The 13,965-nt window shown below is 64.8% G+C and carries 9 protein-coding genes; 4 read left to right on the forward strand and 5 right to left on the reverse strand.

Annotated features, from left to right (window positions below):
* The first annotated feature begins 47 nt into the window (after positions 1-47).
* Entirely contained in the window at positions 48-716 is a 669-nt protein-coding gene (locus tag KNJ79_RS05675; protein WP_317153157.1) for a helix-turn-helix domain-containing protein, read from the forward strand.
* 29 nt (positions 717-745) lie between these two features.
* On the opposite strand, the gene KNJ79_RS05680 is transcribed toward KNJ79_RS05675, so the two are convergent.
* The 5 genes from KNJ79_RS05680 to KNJ79_RS05700 all read right to left on the reverse strand — a co-directional run bounded on the left by KNJ79_RS05680 (position 746) and on the right by KNJ79_RS05700 (position 10,340).
* Positions 746-2,356, reverse strand: a complete 1,611-nt coding sequence (locus tag KNJ79_RS05680; RefSeq protein ID WP_317153158.1) for an N-acyl-D-amino-acid deacylase family protein — start codon at positions 2,354-2,356, stop codon at positions 746-748.
* Positions 2,357-2,422: 66 nt separating this feature from the next.
* A complete protein-coding gene (locus KNJ79_RS05685; protein WP_317153159.1) occupies positions 2,423-4,390 on the reverse strand; it encodes a serine hydrolase domain-containing protein in 1,968 nt (655 codons plus the stop codon).
* 52 nt (positions 4,391-4,442) lie between these two features.
* Entirely contained in the window at positions 4,443-5,936 is a 1,494-nt protein-coding gene (locus KNJ79_RS05690) for an amidohydrolase family protein (RefSeq protein WP_317153160.1), read from the reverse strand.
* Positions 5,937-5,939: 3 nt separating this feature from the next.
* Positions 5,940-8,648, reverse strand: a complete 2,709-nt coding sequence (locus KNJ79_RS05695) for a TonB-dependent receptor domain-containing protein (RefSeq protein WP_317153161.1) — start codon at positions 8,646-8,648, stop codon at positions 5,940-5,942.
* A gap of 195 nt (positions 8,649-8,843) precedes the next feature.
* Positions 8,844-10,340 (reverse strand): serine hydrolase domain-containing protein, encoded by a 1,497-nt coding sequence (locus KNJ79_RS05700; RefSeq protein ID WP_317153162.1) that lies wholly within the window; start codon positions 10,338-10,340, stop codon positions 8,844-8,846.
* Positions 10,341-10,452: 112 nt separating this feature from the next.
* Here KNJ79_RS05700 and KNJ79_RS05705 point away from each other — a divergent pair, with 112 nt between their 5' ends.
* Genes KNJ79_RS05705 through KNJ79_RS05715 form a run of 3 tightly spaced genes read left to right on the forward strand, consistent with a single transcriptional unit; the run spans position 10,453 to position 13,686 of the window.
* Positions 10,453-11,565, forward strand: coding sequence for a dipeptidase (locus KNJ79_RS05705; RefSeq protein WP_317153163.1), 1,113 nt, complete (start codon positions 10,453-10,455; stop codon positions 11,563-11,565).
* A gap of 25 nt (positions 11,566-11,590) precedes the next feature.
* A complete protein-coding gene (locus KNJ79_RS05710) occupies positions 11,591-11,920 on the forward strand; it encodes a hypothetical protein (protein WP_317153164.1) in 330 nt (109 codons plus the stop codon).
* Positions 11,921-11,934: 14 nt separating this feature from the next.
* On the forward strand, positions 11,935-13,686 hold the full coding sequence (locus tag KNJ79_RS05715; RefSeq protein ID WP_317153165.1) for an N-acyl-D-amino-acid deacylase family protein: 1,752 nt from the start codon (positions 11,935-11,937) through the stop codon (positions 13,684-13,686).
* Positions 13,687-13,965: the final 279 nt, after the last annotated feature.

The following is a 13,965-nucleotide window of genomic DNA, read 5'->3' on the forward strand; positions in this document are numbered from 1 at the left end:
GATCGTCCCCGTTCGACACGCTGGAAGGTGCGAGGGCCAGGGACGACATGGCGGATGGTCGAAAGACGCTCGGTGCGGTGATGGCCGACCTGCGCGCGCGCAACGGATGGACGCTGAAGGAAATGAGCCAGCGCTGCGGTATTCCGGTATCGACGCTGTCGAAGGTCGAGCATGATCGTCTGTCGCTCACCTATGACAAGCTGCAGCAGCTCGGCGAAAAACTCAATGTCAGCATGGCCGACCTGTTCGCCGAGCAGGAGGAAGCGCCCGCGGCGATCCTGGGGCGGCGCAGCGTCGGGTCGATCGACAAGGCGGTGCGCGTCGATACGCCCAACTACGAATATTATTATGTCTGCACCGAATTGCGCCACAAGCGCATGGTCCCGATCATCACCCGTATCCACGCGAAATCAATCGAGGAGTTCGGCGAACTCGTTCGGCACAGCGGCGAGGAATTCATCTATGTGGTCGAGGGCACGCTGACCGTCCACACCGAATATTACGACCCGATCGAGCTTCGGGCCGGCGAATCGATCTACATCGATTCGGGCATGGGTCACGCCTATGTCTGCGGTCCCGGATCGACCGAGACGCTGACCGTGGGCGTGATGTCGAGCGCCGACGAGGATTTGTCGCATATGGTGTATGAGGCGCACCATCGCCTCTCCGCGCCCGAAGAGCAATCGGCGCCTGCCAGGAAGACCAAGGCGAAATAGCGGCCCCCATCGCAAGCGGAACGCACCGGTCAGCCGCAGGGATGGCGCAGTGCCATCCCGGGCCGCGCGCCCGTCATCTTGCCCGCGCGCAGCACCGGCACGCCGTTGACGATCACATCGTCGATGCCCGCCGGCGCGGCGAGCGGCTGCTCCCAGCTTGCCCCCTCGGCCACCTTTTCGGCATCGAAGATGGTGATGTCGGCGCGCAAGCCTTCGCGCAGCACGCCGCGGTCGGTCAGGCCCATGCGCTGTGCCGGCCACGAGGTCATCTTGCGCACCGCATCCTCGAGCGTCAGCACCTTTCGATCGCGGACATAGTGTCCCAAGATGCGCGGGAAGGTGCCATAGGCGCGGGGGTGGGGCAGGCCGATGGCGTCGATCTCGCCGAATTTCGCCGCCGCGCCGGCGTCGGTGCCGATGCTCACCCACGGCCGCCGGAGCGCGAGGTCGATGTCGCCCTCGTCCATCATGAAGAACAGGCCGTAGGCCCGGTTGGGGAGCGCGCCGAGGACGATGTCCCACGCGGCATCGGCCGGATCCTTGCCGAGTGCCTTGCCGATTTCGACCATCGACTTGCCGCGAAACCGGTCCATCGCGGGATCATAGGCGTTGGCGAGGGTGATATGGTCCCAGCCTCCGGATGCCTCGACGAGGTTCGACCATCCCGGCTGCGAGCCCGCCGCAATTTCCTTTTTCAAGCGCGCGCGCAGCTTCGGGTCGCGCAGCTTTTCGAATCCGGCCTTGGCACCATCGGCAAAGACCCAGTTGGGAACGGTGATCTCCAGCCCGGTGCCGCCTGCGGTATAGGGATAAAGGTCGGCGGCGATGTCGACGCCGCGCGCGCGCGCCTCGGCGATGCGGTCGAGCGCCTTGGGCATCAACCGGCCCGCGAGCGGGCGATAGGCAGCCTTCAGGTGGAAGACTTCGACTTTCGCGCCGCTGCGTTCGCCGATCGAAATCGCCTCGTCGATCGCTTCCACCAGCTTCGCGCTCTCGTCGCGCATGTGGGTGGCATAGAAGCCGCCGCACTTGCCTGCCTCGGACGCGAGCGCGACGATCTCGTCGGTCGACTGGAAACTGTTCGGCGGATAGATGAGCGCCGACGACACGCCGAACGCGCCATTGCGCATCGCCACGGCGGTTTCGGCCTTCATCGCCTCGAGCTGCGCCGCGGTCGGCGTCCCCGCGCCGTCGCCCATGATCTTCACGCGCGGCTGCGCGACATTGTAATAGCTGCCGAAATTGATCGCGATGCCGGTCCTTTCGAGCCCGTCGAAATAGGCACCGATCGCGTCCGCTTCGACCGGCGTGCCGCCTTCGCCGCCGATCGCGGTGGTCACGCCCATGCGGACCTTGTTCTCGGCCGCGCCGCTGGTGCGCAGCACGTCGCCCGACTGGTCCATCATGTCGATGAAGCCGGGCGCGACATAGCGGCCCTTCGCGTCGATCTCTTCGCGCCCCTTGCCGGTGATCTCGCCGATGCGCACGATGCGTCCGTCGTCGATTGCCACATCGCCCGACACCCAGGGATTGCCGGCGCCGTCGAGTAGCCGGCCGTCGCGGATGACGAGGTCGTACGAAGGGGGTGGGGCGGCCGCGCCGAGTAACAGCATTGCGGTGAGGGGAATGAGGGTCTTCATGGCCGGATCTCCCGATCGACTGTTCGATTTTGCGGTCCGGACGCACCGCGCCCGGACCGCGGCCCACTACCAGTTGGCGCCGAGGCTGATCAGCTTGAAGGCCAGCGCCGTCCACAGCATGAAGAAGGCGGCGAGCACCAGCAGCACGCTCCACAGACGTGCGAACCAGCCGCGCTTGCCCTTGAACGCCAGATAGGCATTCCAGATGGTCAGGCCCAGGAAGCCGGGGAAGACCAATATGCCCAGGATCTGCGCGAACCAGATCAGCCCGACCGGCGTCACGAATTTCTCGATCAGCGTCACGCAGGCGACCCAGCATCCAAGGATCACGAAGACCAGCCAGGCAAACAGGCGGACGGCGCGATAGGTCGAACGGTCGCCGCCGGTCAGCGCGAGCTCCTGGCCGTAGCGGCGGCGGTTGATCGCTCCCACTGGCCAGGCAAGCGCGGTCAGCAGGATCACGGCGAGGCTCGCGATCACCACGGGTATCAGCCACGCCGTATCCTTATATGCCGGCACGGGGTCCCAAACCATGATCGGGGCATAGTCGCCATAGAAGATGCGCACGACCTTGCCGTTCTCGACTTTCGCGGCGAAGGTTGCCTTGTCATAGAGCGATTGCCAGATGAACGGCTTGACCTCGACCCATTTGCGGTCGCCGCCACCAATCGTCTTGAACGGGGTCACCAGATTGCCGTTCTCGTCGACCCCGATCTTTACCTGCGAGGCGAACCCCAGCATCGCGCCCCAATTATCGACCGGTGCGCGGCTCGTCGCATAGGTGCCGGCGACCATCGCGGCATGCTGTTTCGCGGTGGGAAGCGCCTTGGGCACCGATCGCGGCGCGGGGAAATAGCGGTCGGCGAACTCCTGGACCAGCGCTTCGCGGATCGGACCGACCGCGCCGTCCTTGCCGGCGCTGTTCATCGAGACATAGATGCCCGTGTTCTTCGACGGGAAGAGCACGAGGTCCGAGTGGAACCACATCGTGTCGCCGCCGTGCGCGATTGCGCCGAGGCCGTTGATCTTCTGCTCGTAGAAGCCGTGCATCATACGCGGCAGGCCGGGTAGCGGCTCGTTCGCCGGCGAATGCATCAGCGCCGCGGTTTCGGGCTTGAGCAGCGGGCCGCCGTCGTCGAGATGCGCGATCATGAATTTCGCCATATCGCCGCCGCTGATCGACGAGCTGCCGGCGGGCGCAATCGCCACATATTCGAACGGCTCTTCCTTGCCGGACCCAGCCTTGTAACCCTTGGCCATATAGGGTTGCAGCCTCTCGGGCAGCGGCTGGCGGAAGGTCGCATATTTCATGCCCAGGCGGTCGAAGATGTTGCGGTCGATATAGTCGTCATAGGACATGCCCGACACGCGCTGGACGACGTAGCCCGCGAGCGCCGTCGCATAGTTGGAATAGGCCGGGGTCGAACCGGGCGCATAGACGCGCGCGGGCACCCAGCGCTTGAGCGCGGTTTCGAGCGTCGGCGCCGGCCCCTTGTCCACGATCAGGTCGCGCCCGGCTTCCTCGAAACCCGGGGTGTGCGTCATGATGTTGGTCATCGTGATCGGCTTGCCCTCGAACGGGGGAATCCTGAAGTCGAGATATTGGTTGATGTCGGCGTCGAGGTCGATCTTGCCCGCCTCGACCTGCTGCATCACCGCGGTCCAGGTGAACAGCTTCGACACCGAGCCGGGGCGGAACAGGGTGGTGGCCGGATCGACCGGCTTGCGCTTGGCGACATCGGCATAGCCAAAGCCGCGCTGGGTCAGCACCTTGCCGTCCTTGACGATGACGACGACCGCGCCGGCGACGTCACCGCGCGCGAGGGCATAGGGCATGAAGCCATCGAGCCAGGTGTCGGCATCGGACCGGGTCAGGGCGCGGGCGCCCTCGGTCGTGGCCGCCGCGGGTGCGGCAACCGGCGCCGCGTCGGCGACGGGCGAAAGCGACGGCCCCGGCGCGGTCGCCTGCTGCGCCGCAGAGGCCCCGCCGACGAGGGTCAGCACCCCCACGGCGAGCGTTTTCCACCATTTCATATCTATCCCCCTTCTCTTGCTCGTTTGTTTCGCAAATGGAGATGCGGCCGGCTCAGTGCGGCAGATCGCTCCTGATGGCCTGACCCGGAAAACGGTGGGCGGTCACCTTGCCCGCGCGCGCCATGACCTGACCGCCGACGAGCACATAGGCGATGCCGGTCGATGCCTGCATAGGCTGGTCGAAGGTCGCGCGGTCGCGGATCGTGGCCGGGTCGAAGACGGTGATGTCGGCGTCGGCGCCCGCTTGGAGCCGCCCCTTGCGCGCCATCTGCGGCGACACCGCTTCGAGCCGCCGCGCCGGCATGATCGTCATCTTGGCGAGCGCGGCAGGAAGGTCGAGCAGTTGGCGCTCGCGCACATATTGGCCAAGGACGCGCGAAAAAGTGCCCGCGCCGCGCGGATGCTCGCCGGCGGTGATCCACGGCATACCATCGGACGCGATCGACACGATCGGATCGGTGATCGCCCGGTCGACGACCTCCTGCGGAATAATGTGGATGACCACGGCAGCGTCCGGCTGTTCCTTGCGGAAGCGGTCGAAGCTTTCCTTGGTCAACCGTTCGCCGGTGGCAGGCCACTGAACGTCGCCATAGGTCGCTCCGTTGCGTTCCTGCCAGCCATCGGCAAAGAAATTGGACCCGATCGCGGTGCTGCCCGCGGTGTAGGGATAGGCTTCGGTCGTGACGTCGACCCCGTGCGCTCGCGCGCCCTTGATCAGTTCGAGGATCGCCGGCGTGTCGCGCAGCCCGGTCGATGCGACGTGAACGATTTGCAGCGAGGCGCCGGTGGCCGCCGCATCGGCGAGCACCTCCTGCGCCACCGCGATCGGCACCCCACTCCCCTGGTCGGGCGGGCGCGAGCGAACGTGGACGAAAACCGGCGCTTTCGTCTTCGCCGCGGCCTCGAACACCCGGAATATTTCGCGGCGTCCGGCCCCCGGCACATATTCGAGCCCGATGCCATAGCCGAGCGCGCCAGATGCCACCTCGCGGTCGAGGATCGCCGTGATCTGCGCTTCCTGTTCGGGCGTCGCGCCCTTGACCAGCATAGCGGGATCGGCGGTCAGCCGGCCTTCGACATCCGGCCCGCAGCGCTTGTCGGACATGACCTCGAGCCGCGCACAGATGTGCGAGGCCGACGCGCCGAAGTTGATCAACGCCTTGCCCTCCATCCGGCGATAGAGCGCCGCAACCGGAGCGGTCCCGATTTCCATGTCGATCGCGGTGGTGACACCGTCGAGAAGCTGGAAACGTTCGGCAACCGGGTCCTGCCCGTGCGCGTGCAGGTCGATGAACCCCGGGGCAACGACGAGCCCCTTGACGTCGATCCGCCGCTTCCCCTCGAGCCGCGACGCCGAAATGGCGGCGATCGAACCGCCGTTGATTCCGATGTCGGCGATCTCGTCGCGGCCGCTCGCCGGATCAATGACCCGGCCGCCGGCGATGACGAGATCATAGCTGTTGCCGGCCGAGGCCGGACCGGGGACGAGCGCGAGTGCGATCGCCCCACAGGCCGTGGCGGCCCCCCATTTCAAGCGCCGCCGCATCGCTTAGAACTTCGCCTTGGCGCCGATCGAGAAATAACGCCCGATCTGGTCATAGTTGGGATTGTTATAGACGATCAGCGGCGGATCGCGGTCGAACAGATTGTTCACATTTGCAAAGAAGGTGAAGTCTTCGGTCGCTTTGAATTGCAGGCCAAGGTCGATGTATGTCCGGCTCGCAATGTCGTTGTTCTCGATCGGCTGGCCGTTCGGGCCGATCTGGGTGCTGTAGATGCCCCCGTCGACATAGCGGGCGCGAAGATCGACGCCGAAGTCCCCGGTCTGATAGCTGACGCTGCCTGTGACACGCCATTTCGGCGTTCCGAAGGCGGTTTCGCCGCCGACGATCCCGGCGCGGTCGGTCGTCTGCACCCCATCGTCGATCAGCAGTTCGAACACATGGGTCGCGAGCGCGCGCAGCGACAGCGTCCCGGGGCCGACCTGCTTGCGGTACGATGCCTCGATGTCGAGGCCGCGCGTCTTATATTCGGCAAGGTTGCGATAGGTGCGCGAGATCGACGCGATCGAACCATCGCCGGCGCGGACGATCAACCCGCCGCACGTCGGATCGCCGGGCGTCGCCGCATAGCAGGTGTTGAGCACATCCTGCGCGAGCAGCGTCACGATGACATTCGTGATCTCGATCTCATAATAGTCGACCGAAAGCTGCAGCCCCGGCGCAAAGCCCGGCGAATAAGAGCCGCCGAGCGTCAGCGTGTGCGAGACTTCGGGGGTCAGGTCGGGATTGCCGCCGACATAGCTGACGACATTGGCCTGCACCGCGTTGCCGCGATAGGGGTCGGCGACGTTGCCGATATTGGTGCCGCGCGACGTGAAATATTCGCTGATGCTGGGCGAACGGATGTCGCGCGAATAGACGGCGCGTAACAGCAGGTCGTCGACGAGGCGCAGCGTGCTGCCCGTCTTCCACGACCAGATGCCGCCGCTGGTGCTGTAATCCGAATAGCGCGCGGCGCCGTTGACCTCCAGCTTCGCCGCCCCTTCGATATCGAGCAGCGGCACGTTGATTTCGCCGAACACTTCCTTGACATCGAATTTGCCGTTGGTGGCCGAATAATTCAGCGTCGCGAGCGCGCCGGCCTCCGACAGCGGATCGACATAGTTGGTGGTATATTTCTCCCACCGGAAGTCGGTGCCGAAGGCGACGTCGACCGGACCCGCCCAGGTCGAGAAGGCTTGGCCCTGGATTGATGCGCCGGCCGCGTCGAGCTTCGAGGTGGTGATCGCCTGCCCCGCGCCGAAGGCATAGTCGATCGCTTCGGGCGAGATATTGCCGTTGCCGAACAGGTTGATCGCAACGCAGGCCGCGTCGTCGTTGGCGGGATCGGCGTCGGCGTTGATGCGGCATGTCGGCACGCCGCTGACGAGGACCGAATCCACCGCGGAGTTGAAGCGCGCCGGGATGCGCTGGTTATAGAGCGACTGGTTGTTCCTTAGCTCGCCATGGTCGTAATAGGCGTTGTAGCTCCAGCCGCCGCCGAGGTCGCCGTCGAGCCCGATCGCGCCTTCGAGATTGCGGCGGACATAGTGATAACCCAGGTAATGCGTCGGACCGACATCGTCGAGGATGCGGCCGAGGATGAAGGGATAGGTCACGCCGGCGTCGGCGAGCTGATCGCGGGCGGTCGGTGTCAGAAACGCATTGTCCTGCGAGATCACCACGATCGGCGTCTCGGGAAAGAAGCCGAAGTCCGACCACATGCGGTTGTAGCTGCCCTGCACCCACAGCGTCGCGGCGTCGCTGAATTCATAGCTTGCCCGTGCGAAAACATTGGCGCGCTTGTAGGGCGAGGTCACCGCGACATAGTCGTAGATGTTCTGACCGCCGCCGCCGACCGTGAACTGGCCCGCGGTTTCGCTGCCCAGCGGGAACGGGCCCACCGAACCGTCGGGATTGAAGACGAGATTATAAGGCGCGGCGGTGAGGGCGAGGATCGAGCCGCCATTGTTGATGATCGTGTAGTTGACGTCGCGGGTCAGGACGAGCTGACCGTCGGCGCGCGGGAAGATGCCGCCTTCCATATTGGGCCGGCTCTTGCGGTCGAACGCGCCCTTGTCCTGCAGAAAATCGGCGCCGATCATGAAATGGCCGCGACTGTCGGCGAAGTCGGTGCCCCACGCAAGATTGGCGCCATAGCGCTGCGCATCGCCGCGCGACGAGATGCCGCCGTCGATGCCGCCCTGCAGCCCGGTCAGATCATCCTTCAGGATGATGTTGACGACGCCAGCGACGGCGCCGGAACCCCATGCCGCCGATGCGCCGCCGGTGACGACGTCGACGCGCTCGATCAGCGCTTGCGGCACCGTATTGAGATCGGCGGCGCCGTTGAAGCGATGGCCGTTGAGCAGCGTCAGGGTGCGCGACGCACCGAGGCTGCGCAGATCCGCTTGCGCCGTCCCGCTGCTGGTGTTGCCGGTCGAAGTCGCGGGCGTCTGCGTGCCGCGAAACGAGGGCATGTCGTTGAGCACTTCGCCGATGCTCGGCCGGTTGCCCTGGCGCAGCTCGGCCTCGCCGATCACCGTCGTCGGCGTGGGCGCGTCGAAGCCCGAGCGTTGAATGCGCGAGCCCGACACGATGATTTCGTCATCGGCGCGTGTCGCGGGCTCGTCGGATGCCTGCGCGCCGGCTGGCGCGGCGGCCACGAACAGCGAGAGCGCGCTTCCCGCAAACAATAGCATATGACTCGGCTTCATGGTCTTCCCCTTTAACGAGAGGCACGGGGGTCGCCTTTTTCCTTCACGCGCCTCCCTGATGGCGCCGGCGATATGGCCCGTCCCGATTCAACCCGAAGGGATAGGATCATGCCTAAAGGGAAAATTCAATCCTAATCAGGATAAAAATGTCATTTTGATGATGAGTGCGTGAAATCTGCGCGACATGTCCGGGGGTTACGGCTGCACCGGTTTTACCAGGTGATAGGCGACATGGGGCTGCGACGCGAAGCCGATGCGCGGATCGCTGGCATCGCCATAGAAGAGCATCTGATCATAAGGCCCGCCCTCGCGCGCGCCGGTGGCCTGTTCGTACAGGTTCGGGCCGATCTGCTCCCATACGGTCTTGGGGCCATGCCCTTCGACGAGAATCCGGTGCTCGTCGATCGCGGACAGCTTGAGATCGCCTTCCGGATCGGCGGGCCGGCTATAGTCGCGGCGGTTCGAGCGATAGGCACCCAGCGGCGGCGTTTGGCTCGCCTGGGTCCAGCGCTGCGCGGGTTGTTGCGGGAACAGGCGGCCGATGATCGCGTCGCTCAATTCGGTCCGCGCACCATAGCTGCCCTCGCCGCCGGTGTAGGAGACGAAAAAGCCCAAATCGGCCTCGGGCGCGAGCAGAAGATAGGAGTGGAAATCCATGGTGTTGCCGCCGTGGCCGACGAGCCGCGGTCCTTTTTCGCGGGCGACCATGAAGCCGTGCGCCATGCCGGGAAGGCCGGGCGCGTTCGCGACCGAATCGCTTTCCAGCAGCGCGACCGATTCGGGTGTCAGGATGCGCTTTCCGTCGAGCGCGCCGCCGCCGAGCATGGCGAGCATGAAGCGCGCCATGTCGGGCGCGGTCGATGCCGCCGATCCGGCGGGCATGATCTTGTCATAGCGTTCATAGGGCTTGGCCTCGAAGCGGCCGTCGACGAATTTATAGCCGAGCGCCATATTAGCCGCATTCTCGCCGGTCAGCGGCTCGACGAAAGTCGTATGCGTCATGCCGAGCGGCTGGAAAATATGCTTCGTCACATAATCGGGGAACGCCTCTCCCGACACGCGCTCGACGATATAGCCCGCAAGCGCGGCGCCATAATTGGAATAGGATATCTCGGTACCGGGCGCCCACAGCCGCTCCGGGATATGTGTCTTCAGGAAGGATTGATAGGTTTCGGGCTTCGCCCAGTCCTTCTCATCGTAGCGCAGATCGCTCATCCCCGGTGTGTGCGACAAGAGATCTCGCACGCGGATCGGCTGGCCTTCGAAGGGCGGGATGGTGAAGTCGATATAGCGGTTGACGTCGGCATCGAGGTCGACCTTCCCGGCCTCGACCTGCTGCATCAGGCCGGTCCAGGTAATCAGCTTCGATACCGATCCCGGACGAAAGAGCGTTTTTTGTCCATTGACCGGGATGCCGCGATCGACATCGGCAAAGCCATAGCCGCGGGTAAAGAGGACCTTGCCGCCCTTCACGACGGTGACGACCGCGCCGGCAACCTCGCGCGTCGCGAGCTGTTGCGCCAGTACGCCGTCGACGAAATCCTCCAATCCGGCGGTGCGTCCGGTCTCGATCTCCGCGCTGGCCGCCGGCGGCTGCGGTGCAGCGTGGACCGGAAGGGCGGGTAGTGTGGCCGCCGCAAAAAGGGCGGTGGCGAGGCGGGGCGACAAGTGCGAATTGGGAAAAATTTTCATAATAGGCACCATTTCTCTTTACAGGACGAATCCATCATTCACAATCGGCTGGTGAAATCAACCGAGATAGGGGTGGCTCATGCAGAAAAATTCGCAATTATCTCGCCGCGCGATGCTGACGCGGACGGCGGCGCTGGCTGCAACGGCGTTTCCGATGGTCAACTTCGGGCTCTATCAGGCGCACGCCGCCTCCCCCCGCCGCTTTGCCAAGCGCGTCGTCGATCTGGTCAAAGAGGCGACGGTCATCGACATGCTGGCACCGCTGACCCTCGATTTTCGGCCCGAAGTCTTCGCCGAGCCGATCAGCGAGACGTGGGCGGCCGATTTCCGTGCGAGCGGTATCACCGGCTTTCACAATTCGGTCGGCATCGGCGGCCCGGACGCCTATGAAAGCACGCTCAGCTTCCTGCTCGCCTGGTCGGGTTTCACTGCGCGCAATCCGCATGTGTTCGAAGGGGTGGGTAGGGCCGAGGACCTTGATCGCGCTAAGGCCGACGGCAAATGCGCGGTGATCCTCGGGTTGCAGAACAGCGACCATTTCCGCACCGCCGACGATGTGAAGACTTTTTACCAGCTCGGCCAGCGCGTGTCGCAGCTCACCTATAACAGCCAGAATTTCATTGGCTCGGGCTGCACCGACCGCATCGACGGGGGGCTGTCCGATTATGGCGTCCAGATCGTCGCCGAGATGAACAAGGTGGGCATGCTCGTCGATACCTCGCACTGCGGCGACCGGACGACGCTCGACGCGATCGCCGCCGCCGAGGGACCGATCGCGATCACCCACAGCAATGTCCGCGCGCTCAACAATCACCCGCGCACCAAGACCGACGAAGCGATCAAGGCGCTCGGCGCGAAGGGCGGGGTGATGGGCATCACCGGCGTCCGAAACTTCCTGACCGCGAAGGAGCCGACCACGGTCGCGAACATCGTCGATCAGATCGACCATGTCGGCAAGCTGATCGGCTTCGACAAGGTCGGCATCGGGTCCGACGCCGACCTGTATGGCTATGACGATATGGAGCCCAAGGCTTATGCCCAGCTCAAGGCGGCCTATAAGGGCAGCTATGCGTTTCGCGACAAGATCGATACCGATGGCTTCGACGATCCGCTCAAATTCTTCAGCCTGACCGAGGAGATGGTGCGGCGCGGCTATTCGGACGACCAGATCCACGGCGTGCTCGGCGGCAATTTCCGTCGCTTGCTCGGCGCGGTCTGGAAATAGAGTGGGGGAACGGGGGATGCAGGCGATGAAATTCTCGCTGGCCATCGCCGGGGCGCTGCTCGCGTCGGTCGCGGTGCCGGCGTGGGCGGTCGCGGCGGGCGAGATCCCGGGCTTGCAGGTCGCGGTCTGCAAGGACGGCAAGCCGCTGGTCGTAAAGGGCTATGGCGCGGGCAATCTCGAGCTCGGCCACACCGCGCTCGACGACGAGCGTGCGATCGTGCCAGGCCGCGTCGCCGGCTATGAAGGCGATCCCGGCGGATATCGCAATGCGGCGCGGATGGTCGCGCGGCGGATCGAGCGGATCACGCTCGAACTGCCGCCTCTTCCCGCCAAAGACCCGAAGAACGAAAAATAAGGAGAAACCCTGCCATGACCCGCCCGCTGCATCGCCTCGCCCGCTCGTTGGTGCTTGTAACCGCGATCGCCACCCTGTCAGCGACCTCGGTGGTGGCTCAGCCTGCGGCATTGGCAGACGTGCTGATCCGCGGCGGGTCGATCTATGACGGCAGCGGCGGCGACCCCTATGTCGGCGATGTGCTGATCAAGGGCGACCGGATCGTCGCGGTCACCCACGGCGCGTCGGGCGCCCGGGCGGAGACGATCGTCGACGCCAAGGGACTCGCGGTCGCGCCGGGCTTCATCAATATGCTCAGCTGGGCGACCGAATCTTTGCTGCTCGACGGGCGCGGCATGTCGGACATCAAGCAGGGCGTGACGCTCGAGGTGATGGGCGAGGGCTGGTCGATGGGACCGATGAACCCCGCGATGAAGGCGCTCGCCATCCAGCGACAGGGCGATTTCAAATATGACATCCCCTGGACGACGCTCGGCAATTATCTCGACTATCTGACCGAAAAGGGGATTTCGCCGAACGTCGCCTCCTTCGTCGGCGCGGGCACGGTGCGCGTCCATGTGCTGGGCGAAGGCGACGTCGATCCCGACGCGGCGCAGCTCGGAAAAATGCGCGCGCTCGTTCATCAGGCGATGCAGGAAGGTGCGATGGGGGTCGGCTCGTCGCTGATCTATGCCCCCAATGCCTATGCCGAGACCCCCGAACTCGTCGCGCTCGCGACCGAAGCCGCGCGATGCGGCGGCATGTATATCAGCCACATGCGGTCCGAGGGCGACCATATCGAGGAGGCGGTCGACGAGCTGATCGAGATCAGCCGCAAGAGCGGCGCGCCCGCCGAAATTTATCACCTCAAATTTGCCGGCAAGGCAAACTGGGGCAAATATGATCCGATCATCGCCAGGGTCGAAGCCGCGCGCAAGGCGGGGCAGCGCATCACCGCCGACATGTACACCTACACCGCCGGTGCGACCGGGCTCGATGCGGCGATGCCGACCTGGGTGCAGGCGGGCGGCTACGAGAAATGGGCCGAGCGGCTGAAAGACCCGAAGATCCGAGCGCGGGTGGTCGCCGAGATGAAGGCGCCGGGCAAGGATTGGGAGAATCTCTACAACGCCGCGGGGACGCCCGACAATCTGCTGCTGCTCGCGTTCAAGAACCCCGAGCTTCGCCAATATACCGGCAAGACGCTCGGCGAGGTCGCGAAGCTGCGCGGCACCTCGCCCGAGGAAACCGCGATCGACCTGGTGATCGAGGACGGCAGCCGCGTCGGCACCGCCTATTTTCTGATGAGCGAGGACAATGTCCGCAAGGCCGTCGACCTGCCGTGGATGTCCTTCGGGTCCGACGAGGAAGCCGCTGCGCCCGAAGGGCTGTTCCTCAATGCCAAGCATCATCCGCGCGCCTATGGCAATGTCGCGCGGCTCCTCGGCAAATATGTCCGCGACGAAAAGGCGACGAGCCTGCAGAGCGCGATCCGCCGCTTGACCAGCCTTCCCGCCGGCAACCTTGGCATCCGCGACCGCGGCACGCTCGCGCCGGGCTATTTCGCCGATGTCGTGCTGTTCGACCCGGCGACGGTTCAGGATCACGCGACTTTCGAAGAGCCCGATCGCTATGCCACCGGCGTGCGCGACCTGTTCGTCAACGGCGTGCAGGTTCTGAAGGGCGGCGAGCACACCGGCGCGACACCCGGAAAAGTCGTGCGCGGTCCGGGCTGGACCGGCTGGCCGGGCGGCGGAGCCTGCGCCGCCGATCCTGCCAAGCCATAGAGTCCGTCCCGTTTAGATCGACGTGCATTAGATCGGCACGAACGGCGAGACGGGTCGGATTTATGGTTCGCCGCTACGGTGAGAAACCTTTCCAGCCGGACCGGTGAATCCGGGCGCCGAGGAAGGTCCGTCCAGCTACGAAGTCGTTCCTTTTACACGATGAATTGATCTGACCTGATCCAGAGCCCCGGCCGGGTTCAGGGTTTCACCCGATTGCTGGCCGACCGCTGCACTCCATTATGGGCGGCGTGTTCCAACGTGCTGAGCGCGCGCCGCAAC

It is taken from the genome of Sphingopyxis indica, assembly GCF_032879645.1.
Taxonomy (GTDB): domain Bacteria; phylum Pseudomonadota; class Alphaproteobacteria; order Sphingomonadales; family Sphingomonadaceae; genus Sphingopyxis; species Sphingopyxis indica.